This is a genomic window from Hydrogenophaga pseudoflava (genome assembly GCF_031020795.1).
GTDB classification, from domain to species: Bacteria; Pseudomonadota; Gammaproteobacteria; order Burkholderiales; family Burkholderiaceae_C; genus Hydrogenophaga; species Hydrogenophaga pseudoflava_A.
In genome coordinates this window covers 493,231-513,838 of sequence record NZ_JAVHJP010000002.1, presented here as the reverse complement: position 1 = coordinate 513,838, position 20,608 = coordinate 493,231, and the positions used below count along the sequence as shown (strand labels likewise).

Below are 20,608 nucleotides of genomic sequence, written 5' to 3'. Positions count from 1 at the left end.
AACGCCTCAGGCCTTGAATCTGGCCTTGGCCTTGAGCGCCATGTCGTTGGTGTAGGTCTGCGACAGATCCACCTGGCGCAGGGGAGAGGCAGCGTCGAACCGGGACATCACGCGCGCCATGGTTGCAGGCCCAGCCTCCGGCATCAGCCCGTCGGGCGACCAGGCTTCGCGGGCGCGGCTGAACGCCGCCAGGTACAGCGCCCGGTCGCCCTGGAAGTACGACTCTGGTACCACCTTGTTGATGTCGGACAGGCCGGCGGTCTGCAACCATTTGAGCGCATGGACCAGCCCATGGACCAGCGCCTGGCACTCGTCCCGGTGCGTGGCAAGGTAGTCGGCCGCCACACTCAGACAGCCCGCCGGCATCGGTCCGCCGAACACATCGGCATTGCCGCGCACCGTGCGCGTGTCGGCCACCAGGCGCAACGCGCTGTCCTGCTCCAGCTGCGTGATGACCGGGTCGGTGTAGCAGATCGCATCTACCAGCCCGTTGCGGAAGTTCACCAGCGCAGCCGTGGGGTTGGAGACCGGCACGAACTCCACCGCGTCCGCGTTCAGACGGCCGGCCGCCATCATCATGAGCACCATGCGGTGCGCGCCACTGCCCAGCGACGGCACCAGCACCTTGCGCCCCCGAAGATCGACGATGCCGCTGAAGCCTGCGAGTGTCTTGCGCGACGCCCCCAGCACGAGCTGGGGCGCGCGCCCCTGCAGAACGATGGAGGGATAGGACTGCCCACGCGCACGCAAGGCCACGCTGGTGCTGTACGGGCCGGAGAGCACCTGCGCCGAACCGGTCAGCAGGGCCTGCAGTGCCGCGCCGGGCTCCACCATGTCGCGCACTTGCACATCCAGCCCTTCGGCGGCGAAATAGCCCATGCGCTCGGCAATGGTCAGCGGCAGGTAGCAGAAGGCGGCGCGGTTGTCGACTGCCAGCACCACACGGCCGAAAGGCGCCCGCGCGGACAGAGACGGTGTCCCGCTGCCCTGCGCCATCGCCGCAGGCCGTCCGGCGACCATCGGCAAAGCCGAGGCCCAAGACCGCAACCATTCACGGCGATTCCACATGCACGCTTCCTTCTGTTCCCTGATTCGATGGAGCCGAGCGTAGGACACGCGTGCACAACGCGCATCGGGACGAGTCCCGAGCGGGTTTCCACCGACCCCAGATGCAAGCCGATGTAACGGCCGCAGGCGCGCGAATCAGATGAACAGAAGCGCGATGTTCGCCAGCAATGCCAGCGCCCAGACGGCGCTGCGCAGCGTGGCCATGTCGGCCACGTAGAACAGGATGTACATCAGGCGGAGCACCACGTACACGAAGCACAGCAGGTCCAGCCGCGTCTGGAAGGCCCCGTGCTGATGCGCAATGATCACCGCCCCGATGTAGAACGGCATGGCCTCGAAGCAGTTGGCCTGCGCCGCATTGGCCCTTGCACGCCAGCCCGACTGCCGCGCCAGCCACTCGCGCGGATGGTGGTTGTCGTAGCCGCCCTCCCTGCGGGGCTTGGCGAACGAACCCGATTTGGCCAGCCAGGCGCAGCCGATGGGCAGCAAGGCCACGATCAGCACGGTCCAGTAGGCCACGGTCAGTCCGGCATAGGTCATGAAAAACACCTTGAAACAGAGCGGCGTACAGGGCGCCTCAGCGCCGGTCCACCAGGGCATGGGCGATGGTGCCCAGATCGACGTATTCGAGTTCGCTGCCCACCGGCACTCCGCGCGCCAGACGCGTGACGTTGACGCTCCGGGTCTTGAGCCCCTGGGCGATGACATGGGCCGTGGTCTCACCTTCGGCGGTGAAATTGGTGGCCAGAATCACCTCGCGTACCACCCGCTCGCCCTGCTCGGTGGCGTCGATGCGCTCGAACAGCTTCTGCAGCCCTATCTCGCGCGGGCCCACGCCGTCGAGCGGGCTGAGCTTGCCCATGAGCACGAAGTACAGGCCCTTGTAGGCACCGGTGCGCTCCATGGCCGCCTGGTCGGCCGGCGTCTCGACCACGCAGAGCAAGCCGCGGTCGCGCCGCGGATCGTCGCAGGTTGGGCAGATGTCGCTTTCAGTGAAGGTGTGGCACATGGTGCAGTGCTTCACCGAGTTGCACGCGTTCTGCAAGGCCTGCGACAGCCGCAGCGCGCCCTCGCGGTCGTGCTGCAGCAGATGGAAAGCCATGCGCTGGGCGGACTTCACCCCCACGCCAGGCAGGCAGCGCAGTGCCTGCACCAGCAGTTCCAGCGAGTGGGTGTCGGCCACGCGGAGAGCGGGTGCAGGATCAGAACGGGAACTTCATGCCGCCCGGCAGACCCGGCATGCCGGCGGTGAGCTTGCCCATCTTTTCCTGCGAGGTCTCTTCGGCCTTGCGCACCGCGGCGTTGAAGGCGGCGGCCACCAGGTCTTCGAGCATGTCCTTGTCGTCGGCCAGCAGCGAAGGGTCGATGGTCACTCGGCGCACGTCGTGCTTGCAGGTCATGACCACCTTGACCAGGCCGGCCCCGGACTCACCGGTAACCTCGATGTTGCCCAGTTCGTCCTGGGCCTTCTTGAGGTTTTCCTGCATGGCCTGGGCCTGCTTCATCAGGCCGGCGAGTTGTCCTTTGTTGAACATGGTGATCCTTGGGTTATTTGAAAAGAGTGAAAGCGTCTGCGCTCAGGCCTCGGTGGCCCTCAGCGATCCGGGCACGATTCTGCCGCCAAAGTCGCGCATCATCGCCTGCACCATGGGGTCGTCGTGGATGATGCGTTCGGCCTCGCGCTGGCGCCGGTTGGCTTCGGCCGCCAGGCGCAGCGACGCCGAGTCGATCACAGGGCCGATCTCCACGGCCAGCCGAACGGCATGGCCCTGCGACTGCAGCGCGGTCGACAGGCGCTCGCGCGTGCTGGCCTGGTTGAGCGACTCGCGCTCCACCCGCAGCAGCCACTGGCCGGCGTCGCGCGCCACCAGCTGCGACTGCAATGCCAGCTCCCGCACCAGCGCCGTGACCACCTCGGCCTTGACCATCTGCTGCACCAGGGCGAACCAGAAATCGCCTTCGGGCGTGACGACAGGTTCCGGCAGGCGCACAGGCTCGGAGGGATCGCGCATCTGCTCGACCCGTGGCGAAAGGCTGGCCTCCCTGACAGGGATCTCCACCACGCGCCGGCTGGTCTGGACACCCTCCTCAGGGGGCTCGGGCAGGGACTCATCCGGCTCGTCGACCCAGGGCGGACCATCGGCATCGGTCGGCTCCTCGGACACAGGGCGCTGCGGCGCTGCCACAGCCACAGGGTTCTGGGGCGCCGCCGCCTTCGGCTCCGCAGCCTTGGGCGCCGGAACAGGCGCAGCGACGGGCTCGGGCCCGGTTTTCAGTGTTTTTTTTTCCGGTGAGGCGCTGACGGCGCCGGCCGGCTTGAAGGCCAGCAGTCGCAGCAGCACCATGGTCAGCGCTGCGTACTCGTCGGGCGCCAGGCCCAGCTCGCCACGGCCGTGCAGGCACAGGCTGTAAAGCAGCTGCGTCTCGTCTGCCGGCAGCGCGTGCGCCAGGCGGACGATCTCCGGCTGGTCCGGGTCGTCCGAGGCCTCCAGCGCCGCCCGCCCGGGCACCGCCTGCAGCACGGCCATGCGCTGCAGCAGGCTGGTCATCTCCTCCAGCGTCGAGGCGGCGTTCAGGCCGTTGACGCGCAGCGCATCGACGGTGTCCACCACCGCCGCACCATCGCCACGCGCCAGCGCGTCGATCAGCCGCAGCACATGCGAGCGGTCCACGGCGCCGAGCATCTGGCGCACCGTGGCCTCCTGCAGCTGACCGCCGCCGAAAGCGATGGCCTGGTCGGTCAGCGAGAGCGCATCCCGCATCGAGCCACGCGCGGCACGCGAGAGCAGGCGCAGCGCCTGCGGCTCGGCCGGCACGTTCTCGGCCGCCAGCACCTGTCCCAGGTGCTCCAGCACCGTCTCGGGCGCCATCGGTCGCAGGTTGAACTGCAGACAGCGCGACAGCACCGTGACCGGCACCTTCTGCGGGTCGGTCGTGGCCAGCACGAACTTCAGGTACTCGGGCGGCTCTTCCAGCGTCTTGAGCATCGCGTTGAACGCGTGCCCGGTGAGCATGTGCACCTCGTCGATCATGAAGACCTTGAAGCGCCCCTGCACCGGCTTGTAGACCGCCTGTTCCAGCAGCGACTGCACCTCGTCCACGCCGCGGTTGGAGGCCGCGTCCAGCTCGGTGTAGTCGACGAAGCGGCCGGCGTCGATGTCGGTGCAGGCCTGGCAGACGCCACAGGGTTCGGCGGTGATCCCGCCCTGCCCGTCGGCGCCCAGGCAGTTGAGCGACTTGGCCAGGATGCGCGAGACCGTGGTCTTGCCCACGCCGCGCGTGCCGGTGAACAGATAGGCGTGGTGCAGGCGCTGGGTCGTCAGGGCGTTGGAAAGGGCTTGCACCACATGCTGCTGCCCCACCATTTCGGTGAAGCGGCGCGGACGGTATTTGCGGGCCAGGACGACATAGGACATAGGCCGGTGATTCTAAAGGTCGCCCTACTCCGAGATGGGCGCGGGTCATCGCCTACAATCGCGGGTGACGGGCCTTCCCGCATGGTGAAGCGGCCAACCGGGTCAGGTGGGGAACCAAGCAGCCCTAACTGTGGAGCCAGTGCCGGGGTCAAGGCTCGTCACCTTATTCGTCCAGCGCCAATGGCGCACAGAAACGCAAAGGCCGCATCAGCGGCCTTTTTTGTTGGCGAACGCCGCGCTGCTCAGAACGCGTCGATCTTCAGCCCCTGCTTCTTCACCACGCCCTTCCAGCCCTCCAGGTCTCGCTGCAGGAACTGGCCCAGCTGGGCGGGGCTGCCCACCGCAGGCTCCAGCGCGTCCTTGGCGAGCCGCTCCTTCACGTCGGGCATCTGCACCACCTGGGTCAACGCGGCATTGATCTGCTGCACCACCGCATCCGGGGTGCCCCTCGGCGCGACCAGTGCGAAGTAGTTCAGCACGTTGAAGTCAGCCATGCCGGCCTCTTTCATGCCCGGCACGTTCGGCAGCGCGGGGCTGCGCTCCGGGCTGGTGACCGCCAGCGCCTTGAGCTTGCCGTCGCGGATGTGCGGTGCCAGCGCCGGAATGGTGCCGGTGAGCAGCTGCAGCTGGCCGGAAATGGTGTCCAGCGTGGCCGGCGCGATGCCCCGGTAAGGAATGTGAGTGATGTAGATGCCGGCGCGCGCCTCCAGCGATTCGAGCACCAGGTGGTTGATGCCGCCCACACCGGCCGAGCCGTAGTTGAGCGCGCCCGGCCGCTTCTTCGCCAGCGCGATCAGCTCGGGCAGACTGTTGGCGGGCAGTTCCTTGTTGGCCACCCAGACCAGCGGTCCGTGCGCGATCATGCCGACCGGCGCGAAGCCGCCCACCGGGTCGTAGCCCGCCGTGGGCAGCGCGGCCGCCACCGTGGTGAAGGGGGCGGCGGCCAGCAGCAGCGTGTGGCCATCGGGTGCGGCCTTGGCCACCTCCTGGGCGCCGATGGCCCCGGAGGCACCGGTGCGGTTCTCGACCACCACGTTCATCTTGAAAAGTTCGGAGAGCTTGGCCGCCACCAGACGCCCCATGGCGTCGGTGCCGGCGCCCGGCGCGAACGGCACGACGATGCGCATCGGGCGTTCCGGGAAGACCGCAGCGGAAGACAGTGCGGGCGCCAGGGCAAGACCCGCTGCGATCTGATGGCAGAAGCGGCGGCGGTTGGGATGAGAGGTGCTCATGGTCGGTACAAACTCGGGTTCTGGATGACAAGCGGGACACTCTAGGTCGGTGCCTTGACGCCGTGATGACAGAGAAGATTCAGCCGTTCCGGCGCAGCCAGTGGAGCACGCCCTGCCCCGCCCGGCGGCCGCTGGCCAGGCAGGCGGTCAGCAGGTAGCCGCCGGTGGGGGCCTCCCAGTCCAGCATTTCGCCGGCGCAGAACACGCCGGGCAGCTGCTCGCACATGAGGCCGCTGTCCAGCGCCTCGAACAGCACGCCCCCGGCGCTGCTGATGGCCTCGTCGATCGGCCGCGCCGCGACGAGCGAAAGTGGCAGGCTCTTGATCGCTTCGGCCAGGCGCACCGGGTCGTTCATTGCGTCCTTGCCCAGCCGCTCATACAGCACGGCGCTCTTGATGCCGTCCAGGCCCAGCCGGCTCTTGAGGTGGCTGGAGAGGGAGCGCGAGCCGCGCGGGTGGGTCACCTCGCGTTGCACCCGCTCGGCCGTCCAGGCCGGCAGCAGGTCCAGTACCAGTGTGGCATGGCCCTCCTGGATGATCTGGTTGCGCAGCAGCGCAGACGCGGCATAGACCAGGCTCCCCTCGACGCCGCTCTGCGTGGCGACGAACTCCCCCTGGCGCTCGAAGGCCGTGCCCTGCGCGGTACCGCAGCGAATCGCCACGTTCTTGAACGGCTGGCCGGCGAAGCGGCTGCGGAAGTGTTCGCTCCAGCCGCCGGCCACGTCGAAGCCGCAATTGGCCGGCAGCAACGGCGCCACCGCCACACCGCGTGCCGCCAGCAGCGGCACCCAGGCACCGTTGGAGCCCAGCCGCGCCCAGCTGCCACCGCCCAGCGCCAGCAGCACCGCACGCGCCTCCACCGGTTGTTCGCCCGACGGCGTCTCGAAGCGCAGCGTCCGGCCATCGCCGGCCCAGCCCAGCCAGCGGTGCCGCATGTGAAAGCGCACGCCGGGGCCGCCACCGGGCGGATGGCGCAGGCGCTGCAGCCAGGCCCGCAGCAGCGGCGCGGCCTTCATGTCGGTGGGGAAGACGCGGCCCGAGCTGCCCACGAAGGTCTCGATGCCCAGTCCAAGCGCCCAGGCGCGCACCTCGGCGGCGCCGAAGTCGGCCAGCAGCGCCTCGATCTGCTGGCGCCGCTCGCCGTAGCGGCCGGCGAAGCGGTCGGCGGGTTCGGAATGGGTCAGGTTCATGCCACCCTTGCCGGCCAGCAGGAACTTGCGTCCGACCGAAGGCATGGCGTCGTAGAGGTCGACCGGCACGCCGGCCGCCGACAGCACTTCGGCGGCCATCAGGCCGGCCGGGCCGCCGCCGATGATTGCGACATCACAAGTCATGGGGTTCCAGTTCGATCAGTTGTCCGGTGGCGCTGACGAAGGCCAGCCGCACCGGTTCGCCGGGACGGGCCGCCTGCAGCGCCCGGCGGTAGCGCGCCATCTGCTCGCGCAGCGCGGCCTGCTGTTCGGGTCGTTCGGCGCTCTTGAAGTCGAGCACCCACCATTCGCCGCTGTCGCGCCGCCGCACCAGCCGGTCCAGCCGCAGCAGCTCGCCCCCATGCCAGAGCTCGACCTCGTTGCCCCAGTGCTGCAGCACCTCGTCCGACCAGGCCCAGGCGGCCTCGCCCGCCACCACTCGCTGTGCCATGGCCAGCGCTTCCTCGCCGGCCGGCCCGGTCAGCTGGAACTCGCGCACCACCGCGCGCATGTGTTCGTCCGTCCAGGTGAAACCGCCCAGCGGCGTGGGTCGCCACTGCAGCAGGCGGTGCATGGCCTGGCCCAGACGGGAACGTTCGTCGTCTTCCTCTTCCGGGGCGGCGGGGGCGTCGGCCCGCAACCACTTCGGGTCCAGCACCGGCAACGCCGGGAGTTCAAACGGTGCATCGACGGCGGCTGCCGCACCGGCGGCGGGAGGCGTCGGCAGATCCTGCGCCAGCGGCTGCAGCCGGCGCCACCAGCTCTGGTCAGGCTCCTGGTGCGGCACAAAGCTGGAAATCACCAGATTCGTCTCGGCCCGCGTGAGCGCCACGTACAGCGCGTTGAGCTCCTCCAGCGCGCGCGCCTGCTGTTCGGCAGCGAGCAGGTCCACGGTGCAGGCGGGCGGCTTCTTCTCGCTGGCCAGGAACACCAAGCGCCGCGGTGCCTCCTCCCCGGCGGGCCAGTCCACCAGCACGCCCATGTTCTCGGGCTTCTGCGGCGGGTTGTCGGTGTCCAGCAGGACCACGGTGTCGGCCTCCAGACCCTTGGCGCCGTGGATGGTGAGCAGACGCACGGCACCAGGCTGGTGGGCGCCACCCGCGGGGACGCCACCGGCCTTGAGCGCGCGCACGAAGCGGTAGGGCGTGAGAAAACGCCCGCCGTCCTGGGCCAGCGACTGCGCCAGCAGATCCCGCAAGGCGGCCAGGGTGGCACCGCGTTCGCTCGCCGGCACGGCGCAGGCGAACCGCGCCAGCACGTCGCCGTGGTCGTAGATGGCCGAGAGCGCATCGTGCGGCGGCAGGCGGCGCAGCCAGTCCTGGTAGAGCTTGAGCGTGCTTCCCGTGTCCGGGTCGGTGGTTTGCAGCACGTCCCACCAACCGGGCTTGGCCTCCTGTCCCTCGCCCGCTGCGCGGACCGCGGTGGCCAGCACCACCAGGCGGGCATCGTTCCAGCCAAAGAGCGGCGACTTGAGCGCCCGCGCCAGGCTCAGGTGGTGGCGCGGCGACACCAGCGCATCCAGAAGCGCCACCATGTCCTGCACCGCGGGCGATTCGATCAGTTCCGCCTCGCCGGGCGCTTCGCTGGCGATGCCGCGTTCGCGCAGCGCCTCGTGCACCAGGTGCAGCCGGTTGCGCTTGCGGGCCAGCACCATGAAACCGTCGGGCGCCTGGCCGCCGGCCACCTGCTGCGCGATCCAGTCGGCCACCTGGGCGGCTTCGCGCTCGGCACTGCCCTCCTCGTCGGGCAGCACGCGCGGCTGGTTCAGGCTGTCCCGCCAGACCGGCTCTTCGTCGCTGCCCGCATCGTCTTTCGCGGCGCGTTCGATGGCCGGCAGCGCGCCGACCGAACCGGCCTGCTGGCTGTGTGTGGTGTGGGGCCGGAAGCCGGCGTATTCGCCCGTCGCCATCGCCGCGGCCATGGCGGTGTTGAGCGTCTGCACCACCGCCTGCGAGCAACGGCGGGTGTGGTCGCAGCTGAGCAGCGCACCGCCCAGGCCCTGTACCACGAAGGCCTGGGCAGCCTTTAACACCTGGGGCTCGGCGCGGCGGAAGCGGTAGATCGATTGCTTGGGATCGCCCACCAGAAACACGCTGGGCGCCTCACCCGAACCGGCCCCGGCGTAGGCGCTGAGCCAGCCGTAGAGCGACTTCCACTGCAATGGGTTGGTGTCCTGGAACTCGTCGATCAGCAGGTGGCGCACGCGGGCATCCAGCCGCTGCTGCATCCAGCCCGAGAGCTCGGCGTCACCGAGCAGCCGGCAGGCGGCGAACTCCAGGTCGTTCATGTCCACCCACCCGCGCTCGCGCTTGAGCTCGGCATAACAGGCCAGCAGCACCCGCGCCAGGCGGGTCATGCGTTGCTGGTGCAGCCAGGCCTCGTGCTGGGCATCGGCCTGCACCACGCGCAGCACGCGCTCCTGCGCCTCGCGCACCTGGTCGATGGCGGCGATCTTGGTGCCGAACTTGCGCGGTTCGCCGTCTTTGGTCAGCAGCGCCTCCCGCACGCCTGGCCAGCGCCCTTCGGTCAGTGCCATCTCCAGCTCGACGCCCTTGGCAGAAAACGAAGGTGCCGACGCGGCGCCCAGGGTCTTGGCCGCAGCCCACAGACTCTCGCGCACCACCGCGGTGTGCATTTGCGCCTGCGGGGCCGCCAGACCGGCCATGTCGGGAAACAGTTCATCGAAACGCTTCACCGAAGCGTGCACCCGGCCCGCGTGGTCCGCCAGACCCAGCTCGACGCGCTTGGCCAGCGCCGTCTCCAGTGCCTTGAGGGTCTGGTGGCGGCCGTGTCGCGCCACGCTGTCGAAGAAGGCCTGCCGGTCCTCACCCCCGTCCGCCAGCGCCGCATAGAAGCGCGGCCACAGCAGCGGCATGGCCTTCTGGTCGTTCTCCAGCAGTTCGTAGGACAGCGGCAGGCCGAGCTCCTGCAGCACCGCCAGCGGCGCCCCGCGCAGCAGCGCAGAGAACCAGCTGTGGAAGGTGCGCAGCTGCACCTGACGACCCGAAGCGGTGACCCGCTGGTGCAAGGTCTTGAGCTCGGGCGCGCGGCGCCGGGCCTCGGCCTCGCCATAACCCCAGCTGCACAGGGTCTGGACCAGGCCCTTCTGATCCAGATCGGCGCAGCGGCGCAGCTCGCTGCCCAGCCGCCCGCGCATTTCGCCGGCGGCCTTCTTGGTGAAAGTAATGGCCAGGATGTCCTGCGCGGGCGTGCCGTCCAGCAGCGCCCGCACGATCCGCGCCACCAGCATCCAGGTCTTGCCCGCGCCTGCGCAGGCCTCGACTGCGATCGAGCGCGCCGGGTCACAGGCGGCGGCATAGAAGGCCTCGGCCGACACCGGCTGGCCATTGATCTGGTAGGCGGCCTGCAGGCTCATGCGGCGCTCCAGAAGTCCTTGCGACAAAGCCCTCGGGCATCGCAGTGCTCGCAGACACGCCCTTCGCCGAGCGCGGGCATCGGGTGCCCGGCCGCGACCCGCGACAGGTCGGCCACCAGACCCTCTCTCAGATGTTCCCTGGCCTGCAGCACCAGCGGCTGCTCGATCAGGTGGGTGGCGCCTTTCTTGGCGCTGGCAGAGCGGCCGTCGGTGATGCTCAGGTAGGCCGCGCGCAGGTTCTCGTCGGGCAGCAGTGCGGCGTAGAACGCCAGCTGTGTGTCCTCGAACGGCTGCTTGACCCGGTCCTCGGTCTTCTGCCGGCTCTCGGTCTTGTAGTCGATCACCAGCGGCAGGCGGCCCTCCGGGCTGGCCTGGCGGTCGATCCGGTCGAGCTTGCCCCACAGGCGCCAGGGCGGCAGGTCCGCCGCCAGCTCGGCCTCAGCCCGTTCAAAAACCGGCCCGGGGCGGTCAGGCCGGCCTTCGAACTCGGCCAGCCAGTCCAGATAGCCCTCGCGCAAAGCGGGCCAGACGGCCTGGTACGGAAGGAAGCCGGCCTCGGCGGCATCGCCCTGCAGGCCCATGGCGGCGGCCACTTCGTCCCCGATCTGATCGAGCCGCACGGCGTCGGTCTCGCGACCCGGGCGCTGGTCGCCGCGCTCTTCGTGAAAGACCTTGAGCACCGCATGCAACCAGTTGCCCAGGTCGCGCTGGTCGGGCTCGGCTTCCAGCTCTGGCGCGTCGCTCACCCGCAGCTGCCGCAGCGCGAAGAAGCGGTAGGGGCAGTCGCGCAGGTCCTGGTAGGCACTGGCCGACAAGCTCGCGGGCAGCAGCCCCGGCGCTGCGGGCAGCGGCGGCAGCTGAGGCAGGGGCTCCAGAAGGCGCGGCGTCTCTGCGGGTGGGCGGCTCGCGCCCAAGGGGTCGCCCCCGGGCAGGGCCAGCACCCAGGGGCTGGGCGACAGCGGCTCGCCGTCCTTCTGGCAGCGCCACAGGATGTCGACCGACGGTGCACACAGCGCTGCGGTCCAGGCGCTTTCGGCCGCCGCCGACAGCTGCTCCCGCGTGGGCAGTCCCAGCAAAGCGCGCTGGGCGGCGGTCCAGGGGCCGGGCAGCTCCGGGACGGGATCGAGGGTGACCTCGTCACAGCCGGGCATCACCACCGCCGCAAAGCCGCGTCCCAGCACCTGGGCCATCGGGAGGATCACCACCGGCGCGTCGGCATCCTGGCGTGGCAAAAAGCTGGCGCTCTCCAGCACATCCCGGACCCAGGCAGAAAAGGCGGCCAGTCCCAGGCGCGGCGCCGGCCGGGCACCCCCGGCCAGCACCTGGCCGATCTGCCGCAGCTCCGACGAGGCCCCTTCGTTCAGGCGCAGCGCCTGAAGCACCTGCTGACCGGCCGGGTCCTCGCTGAGCATCGCCCACAGCCCGCACGTCGTCAGCGCAGCGCGCAGGTCGTCGAGCCAGCGTTCCAGCGGGCGGGCCGTCTGCAGAGACTCCAGCATCACGCTGAGCCCCTCGGGCAAGTGCGGCACCAGGGTCGCGTGCCGCAGCACCGACCGCCAGGACGGCAGACCGTGCTCGCGCACCAGCTGTTCCAGCGTCTCCACAGCACCCGCCGGCCAGGCCCCCCCCTGTTTGAGCAGATCGAGCACATCGTCCGTGCGGGCCCTGGGGTCGGCGGCTCTCAGCAGGCTCATGAGCCGCGCCGCCGCGTGGGTGGTGGAGAGCTTCCAGCCAGTGTCGTCGCGCAGCGTAACGCCGACGGCGTGCACCAGGGCACTGACGCGGCGCATCAGCAGGCGGTCGTTGGCCACGAGGGCCAGCGGCACCCGCCCTTCGTTGACGCGGGCGATCACCGCCGCCGCGGCGCGGCGCGCCTCGTCTTCCGGATCGGTGCAGGCCTGCAGGTGCCACACGCCCGGGGCCGCATCCCGGGATACGCCCAGCAAGTCGGCGAGCGAAAGCACCTGCGAGTGCCCGGCCCAGTGTCCGGCCAGCGCCAGACCCAGCGGATCGTCCTGAAAGCCCTGCAACACCCAGAGCCGATCAGCCGCGTGGCCAGGCGCCGCACGGTCCGACCAGAGCACGTCGGTGGCAAAACCGGCGCTGCCCACCCAGGCCAGGGCCAGGGAAGCCACCAGCGATTCCCACTGCGGGCCCTGTGCCAGGGCGACGCGCTGCTGCTCGGACCAGGCGGCCCGCTGCCCGGGAGGCACCGCCGCCGCAAGCGGCGCGAGCTGCCGTGCCGCGTCGACCAGCCGGGCCACCAGCTCGGCCCGCAGCGCCGGGTCGCGCAGACCCGTGGCCATGCGGTCGACCAGAGCCTCGGCCACCAGGCTGTCCCGCGCCATGTCACCGCTGAGATCGGTGGGCGCCGGCCACCAAGGCGCAAGCCCTGAGGCCCAGTTGCGCGTGGTTTCGAAGCGGGGTGCAAAACCCGTGGGGTGGGAGGCGGCCCAGGCCCGCCGCGCCGGATCGATGAGCTGGGCATACGGCAGCAGCACCAGCCACCGGTCCGGCGGACCACTTTCCTCGGTCACGGCAGCCTCGATGCGGCGCACCACCGCAGGCCATCCGCCAGGGGCGGCCGACATGGACCCAGCGGTTGTGGGGTGGTCCGGCGCAGGCGTCATCAATGGGGGGTTTCTGTCACAATGTCCGAGTTCACAGGCACCGCTCTAGCGGTCGCCCTGTTTCCGACTTTAACTTCCCCGATCCACGTTTCTCAGGATGAACCATGGCCAGTGAGCTGATCACCCACGTTTCCGATGCAACCTTCCAGGCCGACGTGCTCGACGCCAAAGCACCCGTGCTGGTCGATTTCTGGGCCGAGTGGTGCGGCCCCTGCAAGATGATCGCCCCCATCCTGGACGAAGTGGCCGGCTCTTACAACGGCAAGCTCAAGATCGCCAAGGTCAATGTCGACGAAAACCGCGACATTCCGGCCAAGTTCGGCATCCGTGGCATTCCCACGTTGATGCTGTTCAAGGATGGGCAGCTGGCCGCCACCAAGGTGGGCGCCATGAGCAAGGCCCAGCTGACGGCATTCATCGACCAGCAACTGGCCTGAGCGGCCCCGCGCCGGCCGCCGCCCCGGGTGCAAGGCCCGGCTCATGCGCAGCGGCCGGTTTTTTCCTGTCATAATTCCCGCGTCAGCTGGCCACCAACGCCCAGCCTCTTCTGACCGCGCCGGTCCGCCATCCGGACATCAGCGCCCCTCCCCCGGTTCTGACAAGACTCCCTTCCGGAGCGATTTCCATGCACCTCAACGAACTCAAGGCACTGCACGTGTCTGAAGTCCTCAAGCAGGCCGAAGCGCTTGAGATCGAAAACACCGGCCGCATGCGCAAGCAGGAGCTGATGTTCGCCATCATCAAGAAGCGCGCCAAGGCCGGCGAACAGGTGAACGCCGACGGCGTGCTGGAGGTGCTGCCCGACGGCTTCGGCTTCCTACGCAACATGGACACCAGCTTCACGGCGTCCACCGACGACATCTACATCTCGCCCAGCCAGATCCGCCGTTTCAACCTGCACACCGGCGACATGATCGAGGGCGAGGTGCGCATCCCCAAGGACGGCGAGCGCTACTTCGCGCTCAACAAGCTCGACGCCATCAACGGCCTGCCGCCCGAGGCGAACAAGCACAAGGTGATGTTCGAGAACCTGACGCCGCTGTTCCCCAAGCAGCAGATGCGACTGGAACGCGACATCAAGAGCGACGAGAACATCACCGGCCGAGTCATCGACATCATCTCGCCCATCGGCAAGGGCCAACGCGCGCTGATCGTCGCCCCGCCCAAGAGCGGCAAGACGGTCATGATGCAGCACATCTGCCACGCCATCACCGCCAACCACCCCGAGGTGGAGCTGATGGTGCTGCTGGTGGATGAGCGCCCGGAAGAAGTGACCGAGATGCAGCGCACAGTTCGCGGCGACGTGATCGCTTCGACGTTCGACGAACCGGCCGCGCGCCACGTGCACGTGGCCGAGATGGTGATCGAACGCGCCAAGCGCCTGGTCGAACTCAAAAAGGACGTGGTGATCCTGCTGGACTCCATCACCCGCCTGGCCCGCGCCTACAACAACGTGCTGCCCAGTTCCGGCAAGGTGCTGACCGGCGGTGTGGACGCCAACGCGCTGCAGCGTCCCAAGCGCTTCTTCGGCGCCGCGCGCAACGTGGAAGAAGGTGGTTCGCTGACCATCATCGCCACCGCCCTGGTCGACACCGGCAGCCGCATGGACGAGGTGATCTTTGAAGAATTCAAAGGCACCGGCAACAGCGAAATCCACCTCGACCGCCGCCTGTACGAGAAGCGCGTCTTCCCCTCGATCCAGCTCAACCGCAGTGGCACCCGTCGCGAGGAATTGCTGCTGGCCCCCGAAATCCTGCAGAAGACCCGCATCCTGCGCCAGTTCATGTACAACATGGACGAGATTGAGGCCATGGAGATGGTGCTCAAGAGCATGAAGGCGACGAAGAACAACTCCGAATTTTTCGACATGATGCGCCGCGGCGGTTGATGCCGCAACAAACATCATATAATTCAAGGCTTTGCAACTTGCGGCAAGTACGAGAGAACGGTTTTCTCGCGGCTGCCGCACCTGACCCAAGGAATCGCCATGAAAGAAGGCATTCACCCCAATTACCGCGAAGTGTGCTTCGTGGACCTGTCGAACAACTTCAAGTTCGTGACCCGTTCCTGCGTGAGCACCAAGGAAATGGTCAAGATGGACGACGGCCGCGAACTGCCGCTCTTCAAGCTGGATACCTCCAGTGAATCGCACCCCTTCTACACCGGTACGCAAAAGTCTGTTGACAACATGGGCGGCCGCGTCGAGAAGTTCCGCAATCGCTTCGGCAAGAAGTAATCGGACCGATCGACCCTGCGGGCACGCGCCCGGGAAGAAAAGCAGCCGATCACCGGCTGCTTTTTTTTCGTCCTGAGTGCCCTTGCATCCCCCTGTATATTTGCCGTCGTGAGTCTTGCCACCCCTGCCATCGTGACCCAGTCTGCCGTGCGCCGCCTGCCGCGGATCGCCCTGCTGCTTCTGGGCCTGGCTTACGTGCTGCCGGGTTTTCTGGGTCGGGAGCCCTGGAAGAACCTGGACGTGGCGGCGTTCGGCGCCATGATGGAAATGGCCCGGGGCAGCAGCTGGTGGCAACCCCAGGTGCTGGGCGAGGCCGCCGAAATGGCGGGTCCACTGCCTTACTGGCTGGGGGCGCTGGCCATCCGGCTCCTGTCGTTTCTGCCCCCCGAGCTCGCCGTCCGGGTGCCTTTCGGGCTGCTGCTCGCCCTGACACTGGTCTGCACCTGGTACGCCACCTACCACCTTGCACGCCAGGCCAGCGCACAGCCTGTGGCATTCGCGTTCGGTGGTGAAGCGGATCCGATCGACTATGCGCGCGCCATGGCGGATGCGGCGCTGCTGGCACTCGTCGCGTGCCTGGGCCTGGCACAGATGTCTCACGAGACCACGCCCGACCTGGCACGTCTGGCCATGGTCAGCGCGGTGCTGATGGCGGCCACACGCATGGCGCTGCCGCTCACCCGCCATCCCTGGAAAGCGGTGGCACTCTGGGGGGCCGCCACCCTGGGTCTGGTGCTCAGTGGTGCGCCCTGGATCGCGCTCATCCTGGGCACGGGGCTGCTCATGCTGGTGTGGACGAGCCGGTCCGGGCAAGGCTCTGCCGCTCCAAGGGAACTGAGCTGGGTTCTGGGACTGCTGGCGCTGGCGGCCTTGCTCGCGTCGCTCACCAAACAGATCCATTGGCCGCAGATGCTGTCGCTGCCGGACTCTGCGGCCGACTGGAAGCGCTGGGGTCGGCTGCTGGTCTGGTTCACCTGGCCGGCCTGGCCGTTGGCGCTCTGGACGCTGTGGCGCTGGCGCCGCCAGTTGCGCAGCCCGCACGTGGCGCTGCCGCTGTGGGCTGTGCTGGTGAGCGTGGCCAACAGCGGCGTCAACCCCGACTTCGACCGTTCGCTGCTGCTGGCCCTGCCGGCGCTGGCCGCCCTGGCCGCTTTCGCACTGCCCACCCTGCGGCGCAGCGTCTCGGCACTGATCGACTGGTTCACCCTGGTCTTCTTCAGTGGATGTGCCCTGGTGATCTGGGTCATCTGGTTCGCCATGCAAACTGGTGTGCCCGCCAAACCCGCGGCCAACGTGGCCAAGCTGGCGCCGGGGTTCAACCCCGAGTTCTCCTGGCTGCTCCTGCTGCCCGCTCTGCTGGCCACCCTGGCCTGGGGTTGGCTGGTGGCCTGGCGCGTGGGACGGCATCGGCAGGCAATCTGGAAGAGTCTGGTGCTGCCGGCTGCCGGCGCCACCCTGTGCTGGCTGCTGCTCATGACGCTGTGGCTGCCGCTGCTGGACTACGGACGCAGCTACGGCCCTGTGGCCCGCCGCATCGCCCGGCTGGTGCCTCCTCATTCGTCCTGCGTGCTGGTCGACGGACTCGGGCAGGCACAGATCGCATCGCTGCAGTTCCAGGGCGGACTGCCCGTGCGTCGCACTGGGGATGACAAGGTGGGCGACTGCCGGATCATGGTGGTAAACCCCGACACCCAGCCCACGCTGGACGAGCGGGTGTCGCTGACCGATTGGGCCTACAAGGCCACGGTGCGGCGCCTCAATGACCGCGAACGGTTGCTGATCTACCAGAGGGTGGGCGGCGCGGCACGCTAGGCGGCGACCGCGCGCATGCGCGTGGCCGGCAGCGTGATGATGAACGTCGAGCCTCGGCCGACCGTGCTGTGCACCTGCACCTGCCCGCCGTGGCGCTGCGCCACATGTTTGACGATCGCCAGCCCGAGCCCGGTACCGCCCGTTTCGCGCGAGCGGCTGCGGTCCACCCGGTAGAAGCGCTCGGTCAGGCGGGGCAGGTGCTCGGCCTCGATGCCCGGCCCGGTGTCTTCAACGAAGAACTCGCCGCCGCCGTCGTCGACCAGGCGCCAACCGGCCCGGATGCGACCGCCCGGCGGCGTGTAGCGGACGGCGTTGCTCAGCAGGTTGGACATGGCGCTGAGCAGTTCGCTGCGGTTCCCCGACACTTCCAGTGGCGGTCCTGGCAGGGCCTCGATCTGATGCACGGGCTCCGCAATCACCGCGGAAAGCCCCTGAGCCTCCTGGACCACCTGGCGCAGCAGATCCGCAGCGCCCGCCCACTCGCCGGGGCCGGGGACAGGACTGCCCTCCAGGCGCGACAGCGTCAGCAGGTCGTTCACCAGCGTCTGCATGCGCTGCGCCTGCTGGCTCATCAGGCCCAGGAAACGCTGGCGGTCGGCCTCCTCCAGCGGCAGGCTCTGCATGGTCTCCACGAAGCCGCTGAGCACGGTCAGCGGTGTGCGGATCTCGTGGGACACGTTGGCCACGAAATCCCGTCGCATGGATTCGGCCAGCTGCACCGCCGTCACATCGCGCGTGAGCATCAGCTGCCGCTGGTCGCCGTAGGGATGGACCTGCAGCGAGATCTTCCTTGGCTGCGTGGGCCGCTGTCCGGGGCCGTCGACCTCGATCTCCGCCCCGAAATCACCCGCGTCCATGTAGGCGTTGAAACTCGGATGCCGCACCAGATTGCGCACGTACTGTCCGATGTCGCGCTGTGGATCGATGCCCAGGTGCTGGGCCGCCGTGAGGTTGCTCCATTCGATCCGCGCCATGCTGTCGAGCAGCACCACGCCGTTGGGCGAAGCCTGGATGGCGGCCAGAAAATCCTCCAGCCGCTCGTCGCTGCCATGGGCTTTCTGTTCGAGGGCCCGGAACCTCTTGCGTGCGCGCTCCAGCAGTTCACCCCAGAGCCCGGAGAGGCGTGGGGTGTGGATGTCATCGGCCCGGCTGAGCCAGCGCAGCAGTTGCGCGGCACGCAGGCTGTCCCAGAGCAGCCAGAGCATGGCCCCCCCGCCGGCCCCCGCCAGCGTCCAGGTCGCCGAACCTCTTGCCCAGCCCCATGCGCCGCCCGCTGCCACCAGCAGCAGCAGCCCCACCAACCGGCCGATCATGCTGCGCTGTCGCCACTTCCCTGCCCGACAGCCACGCGGGCCGTGAGGCGGTATCCCGCGCCGCGCACTGTTTCAACCATGCCGGCGGCGTCGCCCAGGGACTCCCTCAATCGCTTGACATGTACATCCACGGTGCGCTCCTCGATGAAGACATGGTCGCCCCATATCTTGTCGAGCAGGGTACCACGCGTGTGCACGCGCTCAGGGTGCTTCATCAGGTAGTGCAGCAGCTTGAACTCGGTCGGCCCCAGCTTGAGCTCGGCCTCGCGGAAGCTGACGCGGTAGGTGGCCGCGTCCAGCGACAGTTCGCCCACCTGCACCGAGTCGTTCACGATCTCGGGCGCACGCCGGCGCAGCACGGCGCGGATGCGCGCCAGCAGCTCCTGCGTGGAAAACGGCTTGGTGATGTAGTCGTCGGCGCCGGCGTCCAGCCCCTGCACCTTGTCCGACTCGTCGCTGCGGGCCGTGAGCATCAGGATCGGTACGGTCTTCGTGCGCTCCTGCCGGCGCCAGGTGCGGGCCAGCGCGGCACCGCTCTCGCCGGGCAGCATCCAGTCCAGCAGGATCACGTCGGGCAGCACGGCGTCGATCTCGCGGCGGGCCGATTCGCCGTCGAACACCACCGTGGGCGCAAAACCGTTGTGTCGCAGATTGACCGCGATCAGCTCGGCAATCGCCGGCTCATCCTCGACCACCAGGACGCGGGGTAGTTTTTTCATCGCTGGGCCGCCCCAAGATGAAAAGGCGCCCCCCCGGGGGGCAGCGTACCGCGCAAAGCGGGGAAGCGTGGGGGCCTGAAGTTCTTCATCCGACCACCGACTGCACTTTGTCCATGGAACTGTGGCGCACATCCTCGCCCTTGACCACGAAGATGATCTGCTCGGCGATGTTCTTGGCGTGGTCGCCCACCCGTTCCAGCGACTTGGCCAGGAACAGCAGGTCCAGGCTCGGCGAAATGGTGCGCGGGTCTTCCATCATGTACGTGATGAGCTTGCGCAGGAAGCCGTTGTACTCGCCATCGATGGCGTCGTCTTCCTTGATGATCGCCAGCGCCATCGTGGTGTCCAGCCGGGCGAACGAGTCCAGCGTCTTTCGCAGCATGCCGGCGGCCAGGTCGGCGGCCAGGCGCAGCTCCGAGATCGGCAGCGAACGCGGCGAGCCGCTTTCAATGATGGACTTGACCATGCGCGCCACGCGGGCGATCTCGTCGCCAGCGCGTTCCAGATTCTGGGTGGTGCGCGAAATCGCCATCAGGAAGCGCAGGTCTCGGGCGGTGGGCTGGCGCCGGCCGATGGTGGAAATGATCTCGTGGTCGATGTTCACTTCCATCTGGTTGATGCGGTTCTCGGTCTCAAGCACCTGCTCGGCCGTCTCCTGGCTCAGATGGACCAGGGCGTAGACCGCCTGGTGCAGCTGCGACTCGACCAGCCCGCCCATCTCCAACACGTGGGTGGAAATGGAGTTGAGTTCTGCGTCGAACTGGCTGGAAATGTGTTTGTCACCCATGGTGGTCTCCCTGTTCAGCCGAAGCGGCCGGTGATGTAGTCCTCGGTTTCGGTGCGCGTGGGCTTGAAGAAGATCTGTTCGGTCGAACCGAACTCGATCAGTTCCCCCAGGTACATGTAGGCCGTGAAATCGCTGCAGCGGGCGGCCTGCTGCATGTTGTGCGTGACGATGGCGATCGTGTAGTCCTTCTTGAGCTCGTGCACCAGCTCCTCCACCTTGCCGGTGGAGATCGGGTCCAGCGCCGACGTGGGTTCGTCCAGCAGCAGCACCGAAGGCTTGACCGCCACGCTGCGTGCGATGCACAGGCGCTGCTGCTGACCACCGGAGAGCGACAGGCCGCTCTGGCCCAGCTTGTCCTTGACTTCGCCCCACAGCGCGGCCTTGGTCAGCGCCCACTCGACGCGGTCGTCCATCTCGCTGTTCGACAGGTTCTCGTACAGGCGCACGCCAAAGGCGATGTTGTCGTAGATCGACATCGGGAACGGTGTCGGCTTCTGGAACACCATGCCGATGCGCGCGCGCAGCAGGTTCAGGTCCTGCTTGGGATCGAGGATGTTCTCGCCGTAGAAGTTGATCTGACCTTCGGCACGCTGGCCGGGGTAGAGGCTGTACATGCGGTTGAGCGTGCGCAGCAACGTGGACTTGCCGCAGCCCGAGGGACCGATGAAGGCGGTGACCTTCTTCTCGGCGATGTCCATGGACACGTTCTTGAGGCCCTGGAACTTGCCGTAGAAGAAGTTCAGGTTGCGCACCTCGAGCGCGTTGCGCTGTTCGACGGCGGCGGGAGCGATGGCGGAGGCGATCATGTGAGGGATTTCCGTTGAGGTGGC

At 68.2% G+C, this 20,608-nt stretch carries 17 protein-coding genes and 1 other RNA gene; 5 read left to right on the top strand and 13 right to left on the bottom strand.

The features are described 5' to 3' along the window. Positions 1–6: 6 nt before the first annotated feature. From RCO38_RS08155 to dnaX, 5 genes are all read right to left on the bottom strand, one after another. Positions 7–1,020, bottom strand: coding sequence for an ABC transporter substrate-binding protein (locus tag RCO38_RS08155; protein WP_308327794.1), 1,014 nt, complete (start codon positions 1,018–1,020; stop codon positions 7–9). A gap of 183 nt (positions 1,021–1,203) precedes the next feature. Then, a complete protein-coding gene (locus tag RCO38_RS08150; RefSeq protein WP_308327793.1) occupies positions 1,204–1,608 on the bottom strand; it encodes an MAPEG family protein in 405 nt (134 codons plus the stop codon). A gap of 37 nt (positions 1,609–1,645) precedes the next feature. Further along, positions 1,646–2,251: a recombination mediator RecR gene (gene recR, locus RCO38_RS08145; RefSeq protein WP_308327792.1), complete on the bottom strand. Its 606-nt coding sequence runs from the start codon at positions 2,249–2,251 to the stop codon at positions 1,646–1,648. 19 nt (positions 2,252–2,270) lie between these two features. Further along, positions 2,271–2,603, bottom strand: a complete 333-nt coding sequence (locus tag RCO38_RS08140) for a YbaB/EbfC family nucleoid-associated protein (RefSeq protein WP_079365739.1) — start codon at positions 2,601–2,603, stop codon at positions 2,271–2,273. A 42-nt stretch (positions 2,604–2,645) separates the two neighbouring features. Then, the gene (gene dnaX, locus RCO38_RS08135; RefSeq protein ID WP_308327791.1) at positions 2,646–4,484 is read right to left on the bottom strand and encodes a DNA polymerase III subunit gamma/tau; all 1,839 of its coding nucleotides are present in this window, start codon (positions 4,482–4,484) and stop codon (positions 2,646–2,648) included. 66 nt (positions 4,485–4,550) lie between these two features. On the opposite strand from dnaX, the gene ffs reads away from it, so the two are divergent. Continuing rightward, positions 4,551–4,647: signal recognition particle sRNA small type (gene ffs / locus RCO38_RS08130), an RNA gene on the top strand. A 79-nt stretch (positions 4,648–4,726) separates the two neighbouring features. Here ffs and RCO38_RS08125 read toward each other — a convergent pair. From RCO38_RS08125 to RCO38_RS08110, 4 genes are all read right to left on the bottom strand, one after another. Beyond that, positions 4,727–5,716, bottom strand: a complete 990-nt coding sequence (locus tag RCO38_RS08125) for a tripartite tricarboxylate transporter substrate binding protein (RefSeq protein WP_308327790.1) — start codon at positions 5,714–5,716, stop codon at positions 4,727–4,729. 79 nt (positions 5,717–5,795) lie between these two features. After that, complete coding sequence (locus RCO38_RS08120) at positions 5,796–7,049, bottom strand: TIGR03862 family flavoprotein (RefSeq protein WP_308327789.1); 1,254 nt, start codon at positions 7,047–7,049, stop codon at positions 5,796–5,798. Next, a complete protein-coding gene (locus RCO38_RS08115; protein WP_308327788.1) occupies positions 7,039–10,281 on the bottom strand; it encodes a UvrD-helicase domain-containing protein in 3,243 nt (1,080 codons plus the stop codon). The genes RCO38_RS08120 and RCO38_RS08115 overlap by 11 nt, the downstream gene beginning before the upstream one ends. Beyond that, on the bottom strand, positions 10,278–12,872 hold the full coding sequence (locus RCO38_RS08110) for a PD-(D/E)XK nuclease family protein (protein WP_308327787.1): 2,595 nt from the start codon (positions 12,870–12,872) through the stop codon (positions 10,278–10,280). The genes RCO38_RS08115 and RCO38_RS08110 overlap by 4 nt, the downstream gene beginning before the upstream one ends. Before the next feature lie 143 nt (positions 12,873–13,015). Between RCO38_RS08110 and trxA the strand changes: the two genes are divergently transcribed. The 4 genes from trxA to RCO38_RS08090 all read left to right on the top strand — a co-directional run bounded on the left by trxA (position 13,016) and on the right by RCO38_RS08090 (position 16,959). Next, positions 13,016–13,348, top strand: coding sequence for a thioredoxin TrxA (gene trxA / locus RCO38_RS08105; protein ID WP_066151299.1), 333 nt, complete (start codon positions 13,016–13,018; stop codon positions 13,346–13,348). A gap of 188 nt (positions 13,349–13,536) precedes the next feature. Next, entirely contained in the window at positions 13,537–14,799 is a 1,263-nt protein-coding gene (rho, locus tag RCO38_RS08100; RefSeq protein ID WP_308327786.1) for a transcription termination factor Rho, read from the top strand. A gap of 99 nt (positions 14,800–14,898) precedes the next feature. Continuing rightward, positions 14,899–15,147, top strand: coding sequence for a type B 50S ribosomal protein L31 (locus tag RCO38_RS08095; protein ID WP_308327785.1), 249 nt, complete (start codon positions 14,899–14,901; stop codon positions 15,145–15,147). Positions 15,148–15,255: 108 nt separating this feature from the next. Further along, positions 15,256–16,959: a hypothetical protein gene (locus RCO38_RS08090; RefSeq protein ID WP_308327784.1), complete on the top strand. Its 1,704-nt coding sequence runs from the start codon at positions 15,256–15,258 to the stop codon at positions 16,957–16,959. On the opposite strand, the gene phoR is transcribed toward RCO38_RS08090, so the two are convergent. The 4 genes from phoR to pstB form a co-directional block, all read right to left on the bottom strand. Next, complete coding sequence (gene phoR, locus RCO38_RS08085) at positions 16,956–18,272, bottom strand: phosphate regulon sensor histidine kinase PhoR (protein ID WP_308327783.1); 1,317 nt, start codon at positions 18,270–18,272, stop codon at positions 16,956–16,958. The genes RCO38_RS08090 and phoR overlap by 4 nt on opposite strands. Next, on the bottom strand, positions 18,269–18,991 hold the full coding sequence (gene phoB / locus RCO38_RS08080; protein ID WP_308327782.1) for a phosphate regulon transcriptional regulator PhoB: 723 nt from the start codon (positions 18,989–18,991) through the stop codon (positions 18,269–18,271). The genes phoR and phoB overlap by 4 nt, the downstream gene beginning before the upstream one ends. A gap of 85 nt (positions 18,992–19,076) precedes the next feature. Beyond that, positions 19,077–19,778 (bottom strand): phosphate signaling complex protein PhoU, encoded by a 702-nt coding sequence (gene phoU, locus RCO38_RS08075; protein ID WP_308327781.1) that lies wholly within the window; start codon positions 19,776–19,778, stop codon positions 19,077–19,079. Positions 19,779–19,792: 14 nt separating this feature from the next. Further along, positions 19,793–20,584 (bottom strand): phosphate ABC transporter ATP-binding protein PstB, encoded by a 792-nt coding sequence (gene pstB / locus RCO38_RS08070; protein ID WP_308327780.1) that lies wholly within the window; start codon positions 20,582–20,584, stop codon positions 19,793–19,795. Between the last annotated feature and the right edge of the window lie 24 nt (positions 20,585–20,608).

Excerpts from the sequence above, each read along its gene's own strand:
- RCO38_RS08155 (WP_308327794.1), bottom strand. The coding sequence starts at position 1,020 with ATGGTCGCCGGACGGCCTGCGGCGATGGCGCAGGGCAGCGGGACACCG.
- RCO38_RS08150 (WP_308327793.1), bottom strand. The coding sequence starts at position 1,608 with ATGACCTATGCCGGACTGACCGTGGCCTACTGGACCGTGCTGATCGTG.
- RCO38_RS08140 (WP_079365739.1), bottom strand. The coding sequence starts at position 2,603 with ATGTTCAACAAAGGACAACTCGCCGGCCTGATGAAGCAGGCCCAGGCC.
- dnaX (WP_308327791.1), bottom strand. The coding sequence starts at position 4,484 with ATGTCCTATGTCGTCCTGGCCCGCAAATACCGTCCGCGCCGCTTCACC.
- RCO38_RS08125 (WP_308327790.1), bottom strand. The coding sequence starts at position 5,716 with ATGAGCACCTCTCATCCCAACCGCCGCCGCTTCTGCCATCAGATCGCA.
- RCO38_RS08120 (WP_308327789.1), bottom strand. The coding sequence starts at position 7,049 with ATGACTTGTGATGTCGCAATCATCGGCGGCGGCCCGGCCGGCCTGATG.
- RCO38_RS08115 (WP_308327788.1), bottom strand. The coding sequence starts at position 10,281 with ATGAGCCTGCAGGCCGCCTACCAGATCAATGGCCAGCCGGTGTCGGCC.
- RCO38_RS08110 (WP_308327787.1), bottom strand. The coding sequence starts at position 12,872 with ATGTCGGCCGCCCCTGGCGGATGGCCTGCGGTGGTGCGCCGCATCGAG.
- trxA (WP_066151299.1), top strand. The coding sequence starts at position 13,016 with ATGGCCAGTGAGCTGATCACCCACGTTTCCGATGCAACCTTCCAGGCC.
- rho (WP_308327786.1), top strand. The coding sequence starts at position 13,537 with ATGCACCTCAACGAACTCAAGGCACTGCACGTGTCTGAAGTCCTCAAG.
- RCO38_RS08095 (WP_308327785.1), top strand. The coding sequence starts at position 14,899 with ATGAAAGAAGGCATTCACCCCAATTACCGCGAAGTGTGCTTCGTGGAC.
- phoR (WP_308327783.1), bottom strand. The coding sequence starts at position 18,272 with ATGATCGGCCGGTTGGTGGGGCTGCTGCTGCTGGTGGCAGCGGGCGGC.
- phoB (WP_308327782.1), bottom strand. The coding sequence starts at position 18,991 with ATGAAAAAACTACCCCGCGTCCTGGTGGTCGAGGATGAGCCGGCGATT.
- phoU (WP_308327781.1), bottom strand. The coding sequence starts at position 19,778 with ATGGGTGACAAACACATTTCCAGCCAGTTCGACGCAGAACTCAACTCC.
- pstB (WP_308327780.1), bottom strand. The coding sequence starts at position 20,584 with ATGATCGCCTCCGCCATCGCTCCCGCCGCCGTCGAACAGCGCAACGCG.